Source organism: Streptomyces sp. NPDC045846, from assembly GCF_056431605.1.
Map to the genome: position 1 here is coordinate 1 of NZ_JBWKKJ010000041.1, position 19,029 is coordinate 19,029.

17 protein-coding genes and 3 pseudogenes are annotated in these 19,029 nt (G+C 68.6%); 8 read left to right on the top strand and 12 right to left on the bottom strand.

From position 1 onward, the window contains the following. Positions 1 to 160: 160 nt before the first annotated feature. Positions 161 to 387, top strand: a pseudogene (locus AC07F3_RS41930) (IS630 family transposase); the annotation flags it as partial. Positions 388 to 420: 33 nt separating this feature from the next. Here AC07F3_RS41930 and AC07F3_RS41935 read toward each other — a convergent pair. Continuing rightward, complete coding sequence (locus AC07F3_RS41935; RefSeq protein WP_479120354.1) at positions 421 to 792, bottom strand: cupin domain-containing protein; 372 nt, start codon at positions 790 to 792, stop codon at positions 421 to 423. Between the two features lie 109 nt (positions 793 to 901). Here AC07F3_RS41935 and AC07F3_RS41940 point away from each other — a divergent pair, with 109 nt between their 5' ends. Next, a complete protein-coding gene (locus tag AC07F3_RS41940; RefSeq protein WP_479120355.1) occupies positions 902 to 1,732 on the top strand; it encodes a helix-turn-helix transcriptional regulator in 831 nt (276 codons plus the stop codon). A gap of 198 nt (positions 1,733 to 1,930) precedes the next feature. Here AC07F3_RS41940 and AC07F3_RS41945 read toward each other — a convergent pair whose 3' ends face one another. The 9 genes and pseudogenes from AC07F3_RS41945 to AC07F3_RS41985 all read right to left on the bottom strand — a co-directional run bounded on the left by AC07F3_RS41945 (position 1,931) and on the right by AC07F3_RS41985 (position 12,108). After that, complete coding sequence (locus AC07F3_RS41945; RefSeq protein ID WP_479120356.1) at positions 1,931 to 3,115, bottom strand: methyltransferase domain-containing protein; 1,185 nt, start codon at positions 3,113 to 3,115, stop codon at positions 1,931 to 1,933. 1,455 nt (positions 3,116 to 4,570) lie between these two features. Further along, positions 4,571 to 4,765 carry a hypothetical protein gene (locus AC07F3_RS41950; RefSeq protein WP_479120357.1) on the bottom strand — a complete coding sequence of 65 codons (195 nt, stop codon included), beginning with the start codon at positions 4,763 to 4,765 and terminating at the stop codon, positions 4,571 to 4,573. A gap of 616 nt (positions 4,766 to 5,381) precedes the next feature. Then, positions 5,382 to 5,767 (bottom strand): annotated as a pseudogene (locus AC07F3_RS41955) (ATP-binding protein); the annotation flags it as partial. Positions 5,768 to 6,164: 397 nt separating this feature from the next. Next, positions 6,165 to 6,581 carry a hypothetical protein gene (locus AC07F3_RS41960; RefSeq protein ID WP_479120358.1) on the bottom strand — a complete coding sequence of 139 codons (417 nt, stop codon included), beginning with the start codon at positions 6,579 to 6,581 and terminating at the stop codon, positions 6,165 to 6,167. 469 nt (positions 6,582 to 7,050) lie between these two features. Beyond that, positions 7,051 to 7,449, bottom strand: a complete 399-nt coding sequence (locus AC07F3_RS41965; RefSeq protein WP_479120359.1) for an alpha/beta fold hydrolase — start codon at positions 7,447 to 7,449, stop codon at positions 7,051 to 7,053. Between the two features lie 348 nt (positions 7,450 to 7,797). Further along, positions 7,798 to 9,012, bottom strand: coding sequence for an MFS transporter (locus AC07F3_RS41970; protein WP_479120360.1), 1,215 nt, complete (start codon positions 9,010 to 9,012; stop codon positions 7,798 to 7,800). Then, a complete protein-coding gene (locus AC07F3_RS41975) occupies positions 9,009 to 10,259 on the bottom strand; it encodes a glycosyltransferase family 4 protein (protein ID WP_479120361.1) in 1,251 nt (416 codons plus the stop codon). Before AC07F3_RS41975 ends, AC07F3_RS41970 begins: the two co-directional genes overlap by 4 nt. A 929-nt stretch (positions 10,260 to 11,188) precedes the next feature. Beyond that, positions 11,189 to 11,509 (bottom strand): hypothetical protein, encoded by a 321-nt coding sequence (locus AC07F3_RS41980; RefSeq protein ID WP_479120363.1) that lies wholly within the window; start codon positions 11,507 to 11,509, stop codon positions 11,189 to 11,191. A gap of 476 nt (positions 11,510 to 11,985) precedes the next feature. Beyond that, complete coding sequence (locus AC07F3_RS41985; protein WP_479120374.1) at positions 11,986 to 12,108, bottom strand: hypothetical protein; 123 nt, start codon at positions 12,106 to 12,108, stop codon at positions 11,986 to 11,988. Between AC07F3_RS41985 and AC07F3_RS41990 the strand changes: the two genes are divergently transcribed. Next, a complete protein-coding gene (locus AC07F3_RS41990; RefSeq protein WP_479120364.1) occupies positions 12,074 to 12,427 on the top strand; it encodes a zinc finger domain-containing protein in 354 nt (117 codons plus the stop codon). The genes AC07F3_RS41985 and AC07F3_RS41990 overlap by 35 nt on opposite strands. A 228-nt stretch (positions 12,428 to 12,655) precedes the next feature. On the opposite strand, the gene AC07F3_RS41995 is transcribed toward AC07F3_RS41990, so the two are convergent. Beyond that, positions 12,656 to 13,432 carry an alpha/beta fold hydrolase gene (locus AC07F3_RS41995; protein ID WP_479120366.1) on the bottom strand — a complete coding sequence of 259 codons (777 nt, stop codon included), beginning with the start codon at positions 13,430 to 13,432 and terminating at the stop codon, positions 12,656 to 12,658. 57 nt (positions 13,433 to 13,489) lie between these two features. On the opposite strand from AC07F3_RS41995, the gene AC07F3_RS42000 reads away from it, so the two are divergent. Together AC07F3_RS42000 and AC07F3_RS42005 are read left to right on the top strand one after the other, a co-directional pair. Further along, a complete protein-coding gene (locus AC07F3_RS42000; protein WP_479120367.1) occupies positions 13,490 to 13,963 on the top strand; it encodes a MarR family winged helix-turn-helix transcriptional regulator in 474 nt (157 codons plus the stop codon). A gap of 537 nt (positions 13,964 to 14,500) precedes the next feature. Continuing rightward, positions 14,501 to 14,828, top strand: a pseudogene (locus AC07F3_RS42005) (AIR synthase-related protein); the annotation flags it as partial. 367 nt (positions 14,829 to 15,195) lie between these two features. On the opposite strand, the gene AC07F3_RS42010 reads toward AC07F3_RS42005, so the two are convergent. Continuing rightward, the gene (locus AC07F3_RS42010) at positions 15,196 to 15,939 is read right to left on the bottom strand and encodes an AraC family transcriptional regulator (protein ID WP_479120368.1); all 744 of its coding nucleotides are present in this window, start codon (positions 15,937 to 15,939) and stop codon (positions 15,196 to 15,198) included. Positions 15,940 to 15,992: 53 nt separating this feature from the next. On the opposite strand from AC07F3_RS42010, the gene AC07F3_RS42015 reads away from it, so the two are divergent. From AC07F3_RS42015 to AC07F3_RS42025, 3 genes are all read left to right on the top strand, one after another. Further along, entirely contained in the window at positions 15,993 to 17,210 is a 1,218-nt protein-coding gene (locus AC07F3_RS42015) for an MFS transporter (protein ID WP_479120370.1), read from the top strand. Between the two features lie 114 nt (positions 17,211 to 17,324). Beyond that, entirely contained in the window at positions 17,325 to 18,488 is a 1,164-nt protein-coding gene (locus AC07F3_RS42020; protein ID WP_479120371.1) for a trans-sulfuration enzyme family protein, read from the top strand. 317 nt (positions 18,489 to 18,805) lie between these two features. Then, a partial coding sequence (locus AC07F3_RS42025) for a transposase (RefSeq protein ID WP_479120372.1) occupies positions 18,806 to 19,029 on the top strand: 224 nt, incomplete at its 3' end.

Here is a 19,029-nt window from a genome sequence, read left to right on the forward strand (position 1 = left end):
CGCCCGCCAACGCATCAGCGTCCTGTTCGCCATGCTCCGCGACGGCACCTTCTACGAAACCCGGACACCGAAGGACGTCGAGCTCGCCGCATAACCCCAACACCCCAAACCACACCAAACCCGACAGAGGTGCCTTGACGAAGGACATAGAGGCACCCCCCCGACCTACGCCTCGTGGGCGAACCCGATCGAGGCCCACTTCGGCCCGCTGCGGCACTTCACCATCGCCAACTCGACCACCCCAACCACACGGTTCAGACCCGGGCCCTGCACGGCTACCTGCGGTGGCGCAACGCCAACGTCCGCCACCGAGACGTCCTGGCCGCCGAACGCAAGGAACGCTCCCGCATCCGCAGCGAGAAGGGCATCCGCTGGGGCCGGCGCCCCTCAGGGCCGCAGTCTGACACCACGCCCTGCACGTCACCCGAGAAACTCGGCCGCCTTGGTCATCGGTCCTCCTGCGTCACCGGTGTTGAGCGTTCCCGCCGGTTCGAACAACAGGATCGCGGTCTCCTCGTCTGCCATGGGGCAGTGCTCGACTCCACGGGGAACCACGAACAACTCGCCAGGTTCCAGAACCACATCGGCATCTCTGAGCTGGATGGTGAGCCGCCCGCTGATGACCAGGAACAGTTCATCGGTGTCCTCATGGGTGTGCCAGACGAATTCCCCCTTCAATTTGGCCAGCTTGACGTCGTAGTCGTTCAGCACGGCCACTTTCTTCTGCGACCACAGGTCGCTGAACTGTGACAGCTTGTCGGCCAGGTTGACAGGAACAACAGACTCGGACATACGGCATCCTTCCTCAGGGCCGGGTAACCAGGAGCGACCTCTCAGGCCCTCCAGGCCGGCGTCACGAGCCTGTCACGCACGAACTCCGCGGGTCTTGTACGTTCCTTGCATGGCCTCAGACCGACCCCGTACGTCCATCAGCGCCTGGAGGCCCTCAGTCCCAGGAATCGCCGAGGTCTTCCACGCGCACTTCACCGACCACGCATACCCTGCGCACACCCACGACACGTGGGACCTGATGATCCTCGACGACGGCTCGGTCGACTTCGCACTCGACCGTCGCCGCCATGGGGCGACCGGTACCGCCAGCGTCCTCCTGCTACCTCCCGGCGTCCCCCATGACGGTCGAACCGTCACGGCATCAGGCTTCCGCAAGCGCAACCTCTACCTCAACGACTCCGTACTCCCCCAGCGTTTGGCCGGCCGTGCGGTAGACGCTCCGGTCTTCAGCGACGGGCTGCTGCGCCATCGGATCCACCAACTGCACGCCGCTCTCGTCCACGCCGGAGACGGGTTCGAAGCCGAGTCCCGCCTCTCGCTCATCCGTGAACGGCTCCACTTCCACCTCGACGCCCTGCAGCCCCACGCACCGGGGCGTGAGGCAAGCCGGCTCGCCACCGAGCTGCGGGAACTACTGGACTCACGGATCCACGTCGGTATATCCCTGCGCGAGGCCGCCGCCATACTGCACGCCCACCCCACCCACCTGATCCGCTGCTTCAAGCAGACATACGGCCTGCCGCCACACACCTACCTCACCGGCAAGCGCATCGATCAGGCACGTCGACTTCTCCTCGACGGCCACCGGCCCGCAGAGGTCGCCACAACCGTGGGATTCCACGACCAAGCCCACCTGAACCGACACTTCACACGCCACGTGGGCACCACACCCGCGCGTTACAAGCGCACTCGCACCGGCCCTGCCCCAATCTCTTCCTGACCCTGCGTCGGATACGCAGATCACTGCCGCCACCACCACCCGGCGAACCTATGCGGTCACGGCACTGGCTCAAGGAGATCTTGGACTATCGCGGGGACCATCCGCAGTGGGACACGTCGTCATCGTCGCAGCGCAGGACCAGACCTTGAAGCGGCGAGCAGAACCACGCCGGTGCGCCGGAACGCCCTTAACAACGGATCAGGCTGGTTCGTCGAGCCACAGGTGCTGTCCTTCGTGGTCGAAGGTCAGGCCGTAGCGTGTGGGGTGGGGCTGTCCGGCCCTCCGCCAGGTGGTGTAGGCCGTGACGATCTCCTTCCACAGGTTCTTGTGGCCCCAGACGGTGACGGCGTCCTGATCCCACCAGTGGGCGAACCGGACGATCGTGACGGACTCGCCAGTGTCGTCGCGGATCTGGGCCTGGCGGCTTCCGCCGGCGTCCGTCCTGATGTCGACGCTCAGGTGAGGAACGTGCAGGCCGATGCAGAAGTCCTGCGTCCAGGTCCCATCGAGGACCTGCTCCGGGTCGATGGGTGAGGCCTGCAGGGTGTAGGTGTCCGCGTGCGGCACGGACACGGCAGGGCGCTGGGAGCGGGCCCACATGTAGGAGGCGGAGCCGACGAACCGGCCCGAGGCGATGCCGCCCTGGACGTGGAGCCTGAGGAGCCCGCCGCCGGCATACAGCGTGTTGAACGGTGTCAGGATGATGCCGTCGTCGGCGGTCTGTTCCCTCCACGCGTCGGGGATGCTGCGCAGGGACGCGGTGTTGATGATCCGGTCGTAGCGAGCGTTCCTGGCGTATCCGGCAAGCCCGTCACCGGTGATGACGTCCGGCTCGTACCCGGCCTGCTTCAGGTTCTCGGCCCCCCACGCTGCCAGGGCGGGGTCGATCTCGATCGTGGTCACCCGGCCGGCACCGACCCGTTCGCACAGCAGCGCGGTGTGGTACCCGGAGCCGGTACCGAGCTCAAGGACCCGGTGGTGCGGTTCAAGTTGGAGGTGGTTCAGCTTCTCGAAGACGATGTCGAGGGCGGAGATGCTGCTCGTGTAGTCGCCCCGGGCCGGGCCCTCTTGCGGGGTGCGACCGTCGTCGATCTGAGTGATCAGGGAACGGCGGGTGTCCCACACCGCCCGCCGCCAGGAATCGCTGTCGAGGGAGCGGTCCACGACGGGAAGCAGGCCCTGTTCATCGGGGTGGAGGGCCCAGAACTGCGGAGGCGCGAAGCTCTCGCGGTCCACAGCATCGAACGCGGCACGCAGCCAGGGTGACCGGAAGGCGGCCATGGCTGCGAGTTCCCTGCCCGCCACCGCACGGTAGTCCATCGGGTGACCGGCTACTTTCCGCCGCTGCCGTCGGGACTCGGCGGCGTCGGCGGCGGCGTCCACGGCTTGATGGGAGCAGGATCGCCTTTGTGCTTGCTGTCAGGCACGGCCGCCTCCTCACGGGCCGGGAACCGGCCGGGTGGATAAGAACCCCAGCCTGGCATTAGCCAGCAGCCTTGCAAAGGGCACGTGCACCCTCGCCCGCCCGCCGGTCGCGGTGCTCACCGGGGGCAGGCGATAGAGCGCTGGCAGATCGAGGTGACCGCCGGCGGCCGCATCTGTTACCTGCTGGACACCGAGCGCCGTACCGTGTGGATCGACCAGGCCTCCACCGGGCATCCCAAGCCACTGACCGCTAGCCCGTGTCGCAGCGCGCCGCCGCGAAGGCGCGGGCCACGCCGATGACCGAGGCGAGGCGGGCGTCGGCGCGGTTGTCGGCGTCCTGCAGGCACTCCCACCACACGTAGGCCACAACGTCGGCCAGTTCGACGAACTCTTCGTAGCTGAGGTGCAGTTCGAGTTCGTCCTGGTGGGAACAGCCGATCTTGGTCCCGGACAGTGGACGGCCGCGGTGGCGAGAGAGGCGGGCACGGGGACGAGGTACTGCTGGACGACGGCAAGGACTTCATCGGCGTCGAAGTCGATGACGGTGCCCTCGACCTCCACCCGGATGCGGCCGCCATCCTGGGACTGCCAGGGATCCCCGGTGACCCGGCCGTAGTAGCACAGTTCCGCGCCCACACGCAGTTCCTCCGGCCGCACCACCCCCACAGCAGGGTTGGTGCTGGGCAGCAGCCCGCTGAACAGGAGTTCGCCCACGCGCAGCGGCTCACGTCCACGCGCACGGGCTGTCCCGGCAGTCATGGCCTGGGGCGGGGACGGCGCCTACGGAAGTCTGGCAGCGGAGGCAGCGTTGCGGGGTCGATGCCGCTCGCCTCCAGACGCTTGCGGTGCACTCCGTTCGCCACCCGGCCGAAGCAGCGTTCACCGGAACGCCTGGCATACCGGGCAATGGCCCTGGCGGCGCGGGTCACGTGGCTGCCCGGGCACACGAAAGACCGTCATGGGGGTTCCGTAGCGGCCGCGCTGTCTCGTCACGGACTGTTCAACGTCGCCGCGTCGACGATCGGATTGCGGCATTCGTGGGACACGCCGGGGCAGGCCCCTACCCGTTCGGGGAAGTTCCTGCGTTTGCCCCGGGACCGGTCGGCTGGACAAGAAGAATGAGTTTCCGACGCTCTTCAGATGAGTTGGAGCCCGCTATGCCTGATCTCCCTGCGCAACGGAGCCTCGCGGAAGTCGTGGAAATGGTGGCGCAAGAACGGGCGATCGGGTGCGTGCGCGGGACTGGAGTCGATACTGCGGCCGACGCCCTCGACGCGGTCCTCACCAGCCAGCCCTGGCGGGTAGTGCGGCTGCAGCCGTCGGCGCCCGGCGACCGCTCCGCGCTGGCGGACGCCCTGTATGAGGTGATGGAGCTGCCGGAGCCACGTCCGCGCCGGCTGGGACGCATCCGTGTCAGCGGTAGTCCTCAGGGTGGCCCTGCATCCACTTGTTGATCTTGTCGCGGGTGGCGATCAACGCCGTCTGGTGCTTCTTCAGGTTGGCGAAGGAGCGGTCGCCGCCGAGCTCGGCGTCGAGCTTCTTCACCAGGGCGATCGGCTCGGGGAAGTGGCCGGGTCCCTTCGGGTCCGCCTTCATGGCTCGGTCCACGCGGTGCAGTTCGTCGTAGACACGGCCCAGGAAGTAAGCGCAGTTGCCAGGCGTGCATGAGTCACCCAAGGTCGCCTGGAGGCCGGCGAATGCGTCGCGGACCTTCTCGGCCGATGGCGTACTGGCAGCCGAGGAGGATGAGGAGACGGTGAGTTCCTCGCCCGCCGCCGATGGCGAGGCCGACGCGCTCGCCGACGTGGGCGTCCGCTCACCGGTCCCCGTGGCCGAAGACGCGTCGCAAGAGACGCTGAGTGCGGCCAGGGACACGGCGACAACGGCCGCGCCCCGCGCTGACGACTTGAACATATCGATTCCCCCCGTGATCGTGAGTCAGCCAACCCTACATAAACCCGTTGGCAGGCATACGCGTGAGCCCCTTCACCGGGAACCTCTGACGGCCTGGCCTGCGCGCGCCTGGGCCGACCGCAGTCAGGAACCCGCCTGAGACGGGCTCGGCACAGGGACGGCGTTGCCCGCCGCGTTGCACCGTAGGGTCCAGATGCCCGGCGTTCCTGCCTCGTGGGCCTTACGTCCACGGCCGGTGGCTGTCTGCTGCCGGGCACTTCGGCGTTGGCGGCGGTGTAGACGGGCTGGGTGACGCCCAAGCCACCGGCGTTCATCTTCGCCACCGGGACCGGAAGGTAGAGGTCCACCGCCCCGGACTCGGCCGTCGCGGCCGGGCATCCGGGGGGCACCTCGGTGATCGAGCCAGGGGCCCGTTCGGGGCCCCATTCTCGATCGCGAGGGTCCCGTTCACCCAAGCCTCGCTCGCCCCGGTCCCGTCCTGCAGGGTCATGGTGACCACCGCGTCTGCGCCAGGGCAGTTGGCGGCGGTCAGGGTCCCGCGGTGCAGGCGCACGTTCTCGGTCGCGATGGCGGGGCCCAGGCCGCTTCCTTCGGATCGGGTCCGCGCGGCGTCGGCCTGTAGAAGCGGTCGAAGACGTACCGCAGGACATCCTCGGGAATGCCGGGGCCACGGTCGCTGATCTCGATCACTGCTTCCCTCCGTAGCCGCGCAGATCTAGCGTCTTGCGTACGAGCGTGCGCAGGCCGACGTCGTCGAGCCGGCTTGGCCTCGACCGTGCTGTCGCCGGCGGCCGTCAGGCATCCCGGCGCACGGAGCTGGGTCGCCACCGCACGCCGCACGAACTGCGCGGTGGCGAACGGGACTGCATACCGGCGGGCAATCTCCCAGGCAGTGGGCAGCTGCAGCATCGGCCCGGACAGCAGGTCATCGGCAATCGCCCGGTAACGGGGCCGCTCCGTGGCGTCCGGAGCAGGCGACGCGCCACCACCCCACCGGCCTCCGGCCCCCTCCTGCCGCATCTCGCCCTCCCCCGCTCCCGCGTCAGCCGGAGATCTCTTCGCCCGGCACCACGAGCCAGAACACCACACAGATTTAGCTGGAGCTGGTGTGTACCGAGATGTGCTGTCCTGACACGCCGTCGATCAAGAGCCGGTGGGCCATGGGCTTGGAGAGGGTGACCTGGACGGGAAGCCATATGGCGTCCGCGGGACATGGCGGGGCAGACCGGGTAATTCCCTGCAACGTCAAGGTCACCTTTCCCGCCTTCTCATCGGCCGACAGGCGTACATCTCGCTGACAGCCTCCGGCATAGCCTCGCGTGTGGAGTACTCGTCCGTCTGTGGACTCGGTCACCGGCTGAGTAATCTTCTGCGGCGTGATCGTGCCAGCTTCTGACGCTGCAGCAGGTCCGCTCTTTTCAGGCCCTTTTGTGTTCGCGCTGCCGCAGCCGGTCAGCACGATCAGGCAGGCAGCAGTCGCGATTATGCCGCCGAGTTTCACAGTCGTCATGCCCCTTTGATGTGCAGTGCCGGTGTCCGGTTCCGCTGCGTGCCCCGGGGTGGCCGCGGCGCACTGGCAGATTCCTCAGGGACTTCCGCGTGCCGGACTGCTCTGACGCGCGCCGCCTTCATCGTCGCACCGCTGTGCATGCTGGCCTATGGAGCCATCCGAATCTCGGACCCGAGCCACGGTCTGGGCCGTGCCTGGATCTTGGGCCATCTCTTCCTGATCACCGCAGTGGTGCTCTTCGGTGCGGTCTTCCTGGGTCTGCGGCGTCTGGCCGAGCCGGTCACCGCTTCAGGATCCCCGGAGGCTGGTTCGTCATGCCTCCACCATCCCGAGCAAGACCGCGTCCTGGTATCCGGCACCACCCCGAGCTCACCCCGACCAGACCCTGATGCCGCGTCATGGGGCCTTCACATGCGTACCTGGTCGCACCCCGTCAACCCGGACAGGCAGCGGCCTGCTGTTCGCCCAGCTACCTCTGGGACGCACGCGCATGATCGTCAAGATTTGTTCCGGTTTGCGCGCCGACCAGTGGGGGTGTCGTGATGGCGGGCTGGAAGTGCTTGAGTGTCAGATCGATCACTGCGGCGGGCTGCTCCAGCAGGACCAGATGGTCTGCTTCTTCCACAACGGTGAACGAGCTGTTGTCGATGGTGGCAGCGAGGGCACGCTGGTCGGCTACCGGGATCAGGGTGTCATGGGCGGCGGCGAAGACGAGCGTCGGTACGCCGCGCAGCCGCAGTCCCGGGTCGGAGGTCAGGCCGAAGGAGTGCTGGCCGGCCAGTGCCGTGGGGGCTCGCAGGTGACGCAGCACCGGCCGGCGGAAGCGGTAGACCAGCCTTTGGTGCGCGACGGGCGCCGTGGGGTCCATGCACAGCATGGTCTCGGTCAGCAGCGTCGCGAATTCCTGCTCCTGGCCCGATTGGGCCAGGGCGACGAGTCGCTAGGCCTGCTGCTTGGCCGGTGCGGTGCCGGCGGGCACGCCGCCCATCACCAGGCGGGCGACACGCGATGACAGAGCCGTAGGAGTAGCCGAACAGGTTGATCTGCTCTGCCCCCAGGTGGTCCACGACCTGTTCGACGGCCCGGCACGCTATCCACACCAACCAAATCTGGCACCTGCCGGCCTGATCGAACCCGCATGTTTGCCCGCCGCGCTCCGCCGCCCAGTGGCGGGCACGGCCATTTGCATGGGAAGGGGGCGGGACGGGAAGGTGCTTCACACGGTCAGTTCGGTCGCTACGGAGCGCCGGAGGGTCTGGCCGCCGAGGACGGTGATCAGCATGGCGAGAGCGGCGGCCAGGCCGGCGACGAGTGACACGAGGCCGAAGGAGCTTCGCTCGACCAGGAAGCCGCCGATGGCCTTTCCGGCCGAATCGCCGATGGCGTCGGCCATGGTGATCCACATGAATGCCTCGTTGGCGAAGCCGTTCGGCACGGTGCCGTCCAGCAGGAGGTAACGGCACGTGATCATGGGGGCGGCCGGCAGGCCGACCAACAGCGTCAGCAGCACCACGGCGGGCATCGAACGCGCGAGGGAGAGCGCGGTCATCAGCAGGGCGAGGAGCAACAGGATGGCCGCGTAACGGCGGTCGAGCGCGGATCTCCAGGTGCGGTGGCCGTACGCGAGCCCGCCCACGAGGCTGCCGATGGCGACCAGGGCGATCAGCAGCCCGGCGATGCCAGGGACGGCGTGCCGGGTGGCGTAGGCGGGGAGGTCGACTTCCACGACGGCGAAGGCGAAAGCGGTGGGCGCCGTCGTCGCGGTCAGGACGGCCAGCGGTCTGCTGGCCATCACGGCTGGCCTGCTCCGCATCTGTACTGCGGCCCGGGGTTGGCTGCGAACCGCGGACAGCTGGCTGAAGACCAGGGTCGCCGACCAGGTGAGGCAGGCGGTGGCGAGCAGGGCGAAGGTGGTCCCGGCCTGCGCGATTGTGGCACCGGCGCCGGCCGGGCCGCCGATGTATCCGATCTCCTGGAGGACCGCCTGAACCGCGTAGGCGCTCTCGCGGTCCTGCTCGCCGGTCAGCCGCGACCAGGCCGACCGCATGGCGGCGTACACCGCGGAGTAGCCGGTGCCGACGGCTGCCGAAGTCAACACCAGGACCCACAGCGGTGCGTGGGCTTCGCCGGCGGCGACCAGCGCCAGGGTGAGCACCAGGTGCGTCGTGGCGATGACGGCGAGCACGGCGGCGCCGTACCGGTCGGCCAGCCGGCCACGCACGGGAGCGGTGGCGGCCGAGCTCAATCCATAGCAGCCGATCACGATCCCCGCGGATCCGAACGACCCCGTAGCGTGGACCAGGAACAGCAGCATCGCGAGCGGTTCGGCGCCGACGCCTACGAACACCAGCGTGCCCACGACCGTCAGATTCCGGGTCTCGCTGCTCAGGAGGAGACGACCGACGCGCTGACGGTCGGTCTTGGTGCTCATCGCGGGTTCTCGGCCAGGCGTGGAAGGACCGCTTCGTAGACCGCTGTGATCTGCCGCAGTGCTGCCGGTGCGCCGTAGCTCTGCTCGACCGCCGGCCCGGCCGATCGGGCGAGCGCCGCATAGCGATCGGGCTCCGCGATGATCCGCCGAACCTTCGTCGCCAGCGCATCGAGGTCGCCCGCCGGCACCAGCATGTCCGGGCAGAGCCGGCCAACGGTCGTGCGCAGACCGCCAACGGCAAAGGCGGCCACGGGAGTTCCGACGGCCAGCGCCTCCAGTGCGACGCCGCCGAGTTCCTCGTAGGAGGAGGGCATGACGAGCGTGGTCATGACTGCGAGGGCCTCCGGCACCCGGTTGTTGGGGACGAATCCGGTGATCAGGAACTCGTCCGCCAGTCCCTCGGCGCGGATCTGCTCCTCCAGGCGCTCGCGCTGCGACCCGTCGCCGACGATCAGGAACAAGGGGTGGAGGTCGCGCAAGCGCAGTGCCAGCGGCACCAGGTACTGCCAGCCCTTCTCGCTGGCAAGGCGACCGGCGAAGCCGATGATCGGGCGGTGGCCGGCGGCGGCCGCCCATGCGTCGAAGCCGCCCGCGCCCGCTCGGGACACTCGGGGCGGGGCGGGCCCGGTGTCCACGATGTCCGGCACCACGGCGAAATGCTGCTCGCTCACGCCAAGGGCCTCGGCCGCAACGCACGCTGTGCTCTCCGTCAGCGTGACGACCCATGCCGCGCGGCGGATCGCGCGCTTCTCCGCGATGGCCCCGAAGCGCTGCTGCAGCCGGGCCATGGCGGACCGCGGGACGTAGCCCGCGAGGCGCGAGCAGTGCAGGGTGAGGACGTACGGTGCGCGGACCAGCCGGGCGGCAACCGGGGCGAGCAGCAGGGTCCAGAGCGCCCCATCGGCATGGACGTGGACGAGGTCCGGCTTCCACCGCCGCAACCCGAAGCAGGCGCCGAGCGTGGCGAAGAACCACGCCGGGGTCAGCCCCACCAGACCAGTCGATTCGGAGCGGATCTCGGGAATCGGCATCCGGGCGATGCGTACGGTCAGCCCTTCCCGGTCCTCGCGGACCGGCGGGAGCCCGGGGAAGCCGACTGTCACCACTACCTGCTGCACGCCGTCCTCGGCCAGCATCCGGGACAGTCGGGTGGTCTGGATCTGCATTCCCCCGATGGAGTCGTACTCCGCGGGCCAGGCATCGACCTGGTCGTGGTAGTACCACGGTGTGAGCCGCAGGATGCGCAACGGTTCCCCCCGGTCCCTGTCGTTCCTCGGCAGATCAGGAAGGCGGCACAGTTCCTCGGGCCATGGGCGCGATCGGTCGCACCGGATCAATTCGCACTGTCGCACGAGAACCGCCAGAAATCAACAATCAATGATGTATAGGCAGTTGAACCCGATGCGGCGGGCGCGCACTGAGGCATGGTCTGGTTGATCGGTCCCCGTGCCGGGGCAGTGAGCGTGCATGGATGCGATCCTGGTAGAACTGCACGCCCGCGCCCAGGACAGGCTCAGCGCTCTTGCCGTGAGCTCCCTCGTCGTGAGGGTGGCTCCTGCCTCCCCGGACTCCTACGTCAACCAGCGCGTCAGCAGCTGTCGGCCCGAAGCCAGCGTCGCCTGCGTCTGGCGGGCCGAACACGAAATCACGGGCCTGTACACGCTCCCGTACGACACCGAAACCACCGTCGACGACGCCACCTACCCTTCGGGCCGCTCGCCCGGCAGCGGGGCAGACGCGGGGGCGGAGGAGCGGCGGGTGGCGTGCCGTCCAAGGTCAAAGCCCCCGCCGCTGACGCCCCATCATCCCAGGCCGGCACTCCTGCCAAGGCGCCCGCGGCACCCGCAGTGGAATCTGCCGCACCCGAAGCCCGGTTACCGGCGTAGATCTGTCAGGCACGGTCGCCTCCTCCTGGGCCGGGGAACCGTCCGGATGGACACGAACCCCAGCGTGACATCAGCCAGCAGCTGTGGGAAGGGCGCGCACGCCGTCGCCCGCCAGATGCGAGCCTCGCGGACCTCACTCACGCCACCCTTCGGGGAGATGGCATAGACCTGCGCCGGACGGACGACACGTCTCCCCCGTGAAGTCTGAGCCCTGCCGTCCGGTCCGTGCAAGCCATCACGTACGTCAGCGATGGGGCTCAGAGGCCCGTACCTAAGCGGATCTTGATGTGTCAGCCGTAGGTCTCGACCCACATGTCGAGAGCCCCGCCGCCCCCGGCCGAGCAGTTCAGCACGGAGGCCCACTCCTTGCCCATGGAACGGCCGCCCTCCGAGCCCTCCATACCCGTGTGAACGCCACCGACGTTGGCACAGCTGCCGTGGACCTTCCAGCGGCCGTTGCCGCTGTCGCACCAGCCGATGCCGTTTCCGTTGTTGGCGGTCCAGGCGTGGCAGTTGGACGCGGCACTGGCCGACGGCGCGGCGAAGAGCATCGTTCCCGCCACCACAGCCAGCGCGGCGGACGTGGCCCCTGCGAAACGCAGACGTGACATAACAACTCCCGTTTTCTCTCGATGAGGTGTTCCCGCTCGGCCTACACGCCGCTACTCAGCAGACGGCCAGGCTCGAGGAAAGGACCGCCAGTGGTCGGCCAGCGATCCACACCACCGTATGCAGCGAAATACCCGCCGAGCGTCAGCCAGGCCATCCCGCACATCGTCCCGTCGCCGTCCCAGCCGCTGACCTGCGACTTGGGACGTCCCGCCCGCCGAAATAGGGACAGGCAGCCGGGTTCCCTGCTGAGCGCCGGCCTGCTTCACAAGCATCCCCCCGGGTGTCAATACCAGGCAGACCTCCAGGCCCAGCACGGCCAGACGGTGGCCCGCTCCGCGAACTACGCAACGGGAGCGCGTACTTGGCCGCCGTCCTGGCCGATACCGAAGCGCAACCGGCGGACCTGGCCACCTCCCAGAAGGTCATCGCCGAAGTCGCACCGGCTGGGCGACCGGCTCTTCACCACGAAAGGCGCCTACAGCTCCGACAGCAACGGAGACTCGGGACCCTCGGGCGGGAACTCGACTCCCAGCTCGACGCGCTCAGCACAGCGGGCGTAGTCGATGCGGCTGTCCGCGCTCGGGGCTGAGAGTTGCATCGTGCGAAGATCCGGGGCCGTGACGGGCCCTCAGCAGCCTTCCCCAAGCGACCGGTCGGACGCCGACGACATCGAACAGCGCGCCTCTCCGAGGTGTGATGCCCGGCCCGGCCTGCCGTGCCGTTCGCGCGGCGGCGCGGCCGCCTCCGCCTGCCACACCCGCCGCTTCACCCTGGTGCCCCGGCTGAAGAAGGGGCTTCGGGTGTCGACCCCGGCCGACCGCGGTACAGGCCGGCCGGGGCGGCCCGGTATCCCGCCGCCGGCATCCATCGAACCGGACTTGGGCTCATCTCCTCTTTTGTGTGAGAGCGGGTTCTGAGAAAGAACCCAGGTTCGGCGGTGGTGGGGCGGCCCGTAATTGACGTTGCTCGTACCACGGACCGTTTATGGGGGTTCGGCCACCTCGCTTCGGCCTGTGGGCTTCGGCAACTGAGGTGCTTTGATAATGGCCAGTTGGGATTCCCCGCTGGCGGCCAGTTAGTAGGGAGCTATCTGGCCGCCACTTGTCACGGTTAGTGAACGCGGGGCTGAGGGGGCGTCCCTGTGGTCATGAGGTGCGCAGGAAGTCTTCGAGGGCCTTGTTGAAGGCTTCGGGGCGTTCCATGTTGGGGTAGTGGGCGGCCCCCTCGATCGAGATCGCGTGGCCATTGGCGACGGTGCGGGTGAGGCGTTCGGCCATGCCAATGTGATCGGGTGAGTCGATGGCGCCGTTGATGGCGAAGACAGGCACGTCGATTTTGGCGAGACGGTTCCACGTGTCGCGGACAGGGATGCGCAGGTCGGGTTCGTCGGCGGTGTGCTTGGACAGGGTGCTGCGGGTCATCTCGCGCAGGCGGCCGACGACTTGAGGGGTGAGATCGTCGAGGGTGCGGTCCGGGCCTGCGGCGAAGAGCGTGAACGTCTCGACGGCGGCGTCCAGGTCGGCGGCGGCCATCGCCGTTTGCCAGGCGGTCCAGGTTCGGATGGTCCAGGGGTCGGTGAAGATCGGCTCACTGGTTCCGGCACCGCTGACGACCACGGCACTGACCAGTTCCGGATGCTCCAGTGCGGTGTCGACCGCGATGCTTCCTCCCATGGAGACGCCCACGAGGACCGCGGGGCCGATGTCCAAGTGTCGTAGCAGCGCGGCGACGTCGTCGGTGTGCCGGAACGGTTCGGTGGCGTTGGCGGAGCGGCCGTGGCCGCGGGCGTCGGGCGCGATGACGCGGTAGCGCGTGGCGAGGGCGGGAATCTGGTCGTCCCACATGTGGTGGTCCAGGAATCCGCCGTGGAGCAGGACGAGGGGTCGGCCGGTACCGCTGTCGAGCCAGAACAGATCATTCATGACAACTAAGGTGTCATCCTTGAAATGGAAAGGCAACCGAGGTGTCATCATGGCGGTGTGAACGAAGCAGATCCCAGCCGGGCGTCCGAAGAGGTGACCGACCGGCTTGCCGAGGTGTTCGACCTGGTGGGGCCGTTGTACCGGCGCACCCATCGCAAGGTGGAGCAGGACATGTCCGCCGAAGGACTGCCGGTCGGGGTGCGGGCCGTCCTCAACCTGCTCCGCGATCACGGTTCCATGACCGTCCCTCAGATGGGCAGGGCGCAGGCGCTCAGCCGCCAGTTCGTCCAGCGCATGGTCAACGACGCCGCGGCCAGAGGTCTTGTCGAGGCCGCCCCCAACCCGGCCCACCAAAGGTCATCGCTCATCCAGCTGACCGAGCGCGGCCACAGCGCCATCACCGCGGCGATCGAGCGCGAACGCACAGTGCTGCGCCAGGCCAGCGACGACCTCACCGAAAACGAGATCGACGCATGCCTGCGAGTCCTCACCCGCCTCCTCGAAGTCATGGGCAACGTCGACGTCGACTGAACCAGACCCAGGGCAGCGAGATCACTTACGGAGAGTGACACCATAACTGGCCGTACGTGGGGGGAATGTGAGATGACCGCTGCCACCCGTTGCTGGGCTCGGCATCGACTGGGCGTGACCCGACGGACGCGACATGGTGACCAAGGTTGCGTGTGATCGGAGAGCGGGGCAGTCAAGGAAGATACGAAGAGGGTCCCGGGACCACGGTCAGATCCCGGGACTTCATGCTCGCTCAGGGACATCGGCGCCTGGCCCAGTACGGGCTGATCTCCGCGCCTCAGCCGCGGCAGTGGTCCGGCCCGCCAAGACGGGGGAGCCTGGCAGGCCGGACCTGTCACAATGCCATACCGCCGACCTGCACACCGACTTCATGCAGGGAGCATGACCGAAAGAGGTACCCATCACTGCGGTGCGGTACCCGAATGGGCGCCGTCCGTGCAGGCTCCAAGTCCTGGCTGACTACTCGCTGCTGGGCATCACTGCGTTTGACGTCCGCCCCCAGGCCGACCCGATGGGCGAGCCGGGCCTCCATCAACCATCCAGGCCGTGGCGGAGCCCTGCCTCAAGGGCGGCCGGGGCGCGCCTGGTCGTGCCGGACGGGCTGGTGGCCTTCACCTTCCTGTTCTCCGAGTCGGCCGGCCGGGCGATCGTGTCCGTGCCGCGCTCCGAGGAGCTGCGCTTCACCGACATGTGCGGCGCGCGCGGCCTCCCGGCGACCCGGATCGGTGTCGTGGACGGCGAAGCCGTCGAGGTGCGGGGCGAGTTCAGCCTCGGCCTGGACGAGCTGCGCACGGCCCACGAGGCGACCATCCCGGCCCTGCTGGCCTACCCGTACGCCAACCCCTCGGCCCCGTACCCCTGTTGAGGCGTGTACGGGGCCGACATGCGTTCAGGGGCGAGTTCACGGTCCTCGACCGGCGCGGCGGTGGCGCGGGCTCGACAGGAAGTCGGGCGACCAAGGCCGCGGCCGGCGCCATGACCCCGGCGGCCGCCAGGAACGCCACGTCCATCGCGGTGACGAACCCGTGCACCGCGTGGTCGCGGGCGGCGCCCGTCAAACGCCCTGGCCGTCTGCGCACCTTGAGGACCCCTGGGCCCGCCGCCGCCAGCTGCGCGCACGGGATCCTGCGCGCGGGCCGGTGTCCGAAGCGGCCGGTGCCCTGGCTGTGCAGCTGCGCGGGGCCGCGACGCGGCAGCCGGTGCTGTGACCTCGGGCGCGGACCGGGCGAGGTTCAGGTGGCGGGAGCGGCGCCGGGGGTGTAGCCGAAGGTGCGGCGGAAGACGCTGATGAAGGTGCTGGCGGATGACCATCCGCACCGCAGGGCGACCACGGTGACGGGAGTGCTGTCGGCCAGGAGGACCAGGGCGTGGTGGAGTCTGATCTGGGTGCGCCACTGGGGGTAGGTGAGGCCGAGGTCGCTGCGCAGGTAGCGGGAGATGGTGCGTGCACTGGCCCCGAGCTGCCGGCCGAGATCGTCGAGGGACCGGTTGTCCGCTGGGTCGGCACGCAGGACGTCGTGCAGCTGCCGCAGCAGGGGGACTGTGGGGAGGGGCAGATGCAGAGGCTGCTCGGGGGCCGCTTTGAGCTGGTCGAGCAGGACGGTGCGCAGACGCCGGCGGGCAGGACTGTCGTCCTCGGGAGCGTGCGTGTAGGCGACGATGAGTTCGCGCAGGAGAGGGCTGACGGCCAGAACGGCCGGTGTGCCGAGCCCGAGGGGGTTCTCGGCGGCGGGCAATCCCACGAGGTGGAGATCGAGTTCGCCGTGGGCCTGGTGCTGATGGACGGTACCGGAGGGGATCCAGAGCGCGCGTGTCGCGGGGGCGACCCACGATCCGACGTCGGTAGTGACCGCGATGGTGCCCTGGCTGGCGTAGATGATCTGGTGGCCGTCATGGCGGTGGGCGTCGATCTCCCCGCCCGCAGCCAGATGCTGGGTGCGGGTCGGCGCAACGGCCTCGTGGCGGATTTTCTGCATTGGTTGTCACTCTATCGAAAGCGGAACACGCCTTTCCCGCCCAGCATGGAGCGGTGCGAAGGAATACATCAATCCCTCTGCTGTCCGTCGGCCATGCCTGCGTCGACATCTACCAAGGCTCCGTGGCTGCCTTGGTGCCGTTCTTCATCGCCGAACGGGACTACACCTACGCGGTCGCCTCGGGCATCGTGCTGGCCGCCACGCTGCTGTCCTCGGTGGCGCAGCCGGTGTTCGGCGCGCTCACCGACCGCTGGGCCATGCCTTGGCTGCTGCCCCTCAGCACCCTGCTCGGCGGTGTCGGCATCGCACTGAGCGGCCTGAGCGGCTCCTACCTGCTCACGCTGGTGTTCATCGCTATCTCGGGCATCGGCGTGGCCGCCTACCATCCCGAATCCGCCCGTGTCGCCCGGATCATCAGCCAGGGCAGCCACCGGGCCATGGGCTGGTTCTCCGGCGGCGGCAACATCGGCTTCGCCCTGGCTCCGCTCATGGTCACCGCGGTGGTGGCGCCCAAAGGACTGAGCTGGACGCCCTGGCTCGCCTCGCCGGCCCTCGTCGGCACCGCCGTGTGCCTGCCCGTGGTGCGTGCCTTGCAGCAGAAGCAGGCCGGCGGACCCGGCACCGCCGTGCCGGTCGGCAAAGACGACATCCCTTCCTTCGTGAAGCTTTCCCTGGCCGTGGTCTTCCGCTCGATCGCCTTCGTGGGACTGAGCACCTTCATCGCGCTGTACGTCCGCCAGCGTCTGGGCGGCAGCGAGGTCGTCGGCACCGCGGCCCTGACCGTGCTCTACTGCGGCAGTGCCATCGGCTCGGTGGCGGGCGGCAGCCTGGCCAGCCGCTGGGACCGCGTGACGGTCACCCGCTGGTCGTACCTGCTCACGGCCGTGGCCATCGCGTGCGTGGTGTGGATGCCAGGCCCGGCCATTTACCTGTTCGTTGCCCTGACCTCGGTCTGCCTGTACGTGCCCTTCTCGCTGCAGGTCACGCTCGGCCAGGACTACCTGCCCTCCCGGATCGGCACCGCCAGCGGAATCACTCTCGGCCTGACCGTCAGCATCGGCGGCCTGGCCAGCCCCGTCATCGGCAGCATCGCCGACGCCACATCCCTGCATACCGCCCTGACACCCCTGGTCGTGATGCCTCTGCTGGGCTGGCTCCTCTTCCGCAATCTGCCCGAACCCACCGCGCCGTACTCCGAGACCACACCGAAGGTGCAGGCCACCGACACCGACGTCGCCCCTGCCCCCGCCCAGCAGTCCGGCAACCGCTGACCGCACCACAGTCCGCGAGCCCAGACGGCCGGAGCACCGCCTCGGGCCCCTGGGCGCGCCGAGGCCACGACCGCTCGACCACCGCCCTGCCACCGATCACCCAAGGACAATCTGATGGACTCAGAGACGCTGCTTGTTCACGCCGGCCGGCAGACTGCGCCAGCCGCGAACGCGGTGAGCCCACCACTGGTGCGGACATCGACGACCGTGTTCGACTCGTACGACGCCTACAAGCAGGCACAGAACGGGCTGGTGTTCGACGGTCCGCGGTACGGCAGATCCGGCACATCGACAACGTTCGAGCTGCAACGCACCATGGCCAAGGTCGCCAACACCGAGACGTGCATCGCGACCAGCAGCGGGCTGGCGGCGATCACCGCCGTGCTCGCCGAGCACGCCGGTCCCGGACGCCACATCCTGGTCGGCGCGGGCGTGTACGGGCCCACCCGGGTCTTCTGCGACAACGTGCTCATCCCGTCCGGCACCGACGTGGAGTACTTCGCCCACGACGCCGACATCACGCCCCTGCTGCGCGAGAGCACGAGCCTGGTGTTCGTCGAGACGCCCGCCTCCTTGACGATGGAGATGTGGGACGTGCCCGCCATCTGCGTAGCGGCGCACGACCTCGGGATACCCGTCGCCTGCGACGCGACCTGGGGAACACCGGTCTTCTTCGACGCGCACGCGCTCGGTATCGACATCTCCATCCACGCCGCGACCAAGTTCATCAACGGCCACTCCGATCTTCTGCTCGGGCTCATCACCGGAACCCTCGACGCCCTCGCCGGCGTTCGCGCGTACTGCGACCGCAGCGGCACCCATGCCGCCCCGGACACCTGCTGGCTCACCCTGCGCGGACTGCGCACCCTGGCGGTGCGCATGGAACGCCACCAGACCTCCGCGCTCGCCGTCGCGCAGTGGCTGCAGTCCCAGCCCTCCGTTCGGCGCGTCCTCTTCCCCGCCCTCGACACCGATCCCGGCTACAAGCTGTGGCAATCCCAGTTCTCCGGTGCGGCAGGCCCGTTCACCATCGAGCTGGCCCCGTGCAGTGAAACGGCGTTCACACATTTCATCGACGGCCTTTCACTGTTCGGCCTCGGCACGAGCTGGGGCGGATTCGAGAGCCTGGTCATGCCCGCCGTGCCCCATCACCTGCGGGCCCTGCCTGCCCCGGCGAACGCCCCCCGCCTCGTCCGCTTCCACATCGGGCTGGAAAACCCCCAAGACCTCTGCGACGACCTGGCCTCCGCACTCGCGGCCATAACACCGGGCACATAGTCCACAGCACCCGCCATCATCCGCACAGTCTCCCGTTCGGCCTCGGTGGGAGTGGATTCGGTCCACCCGCGTGCGCGTGGGCCACGCACTTCGTGGCCTTCGGTTTGTACGCGCTTTGCTCTCTGTTGACTTGGGGGCCGTTCAGCTGTTGTGTTGAGTGGCGGATTCCAGCACGCGCTGTTCGGGCCACCCCGGGGGAATACTCCCCCGGGGTGGCCCGGCGACGGAGCGTGCGGAGCAGCTGAGCGCGATCGAACTGCCCCTGGCCCCTTAAGAGGTCCTAACAAAAGGGGGTGTTGGTGTGACTGTCGGCTTGGATGCTCGTTGGTGTGGGTGTGGGCAGGAAACAGTCGCGGCCGTGGGTTGTGTCGGATGAACTGTGGTCGCTGGTGGAGCCGTTGTTGCCGCAGCCGGGGCCGAAGCGGGCCGAGGGCAGACCGCGGGTACCGGACCGGCAGGCCCTGTGCGGCATCCTGTTCGTGCTGCACACCGGGATCCAGTGGGAGTACCTGCCCCAGGAACTCGGCTTCGGCTCGGGCAT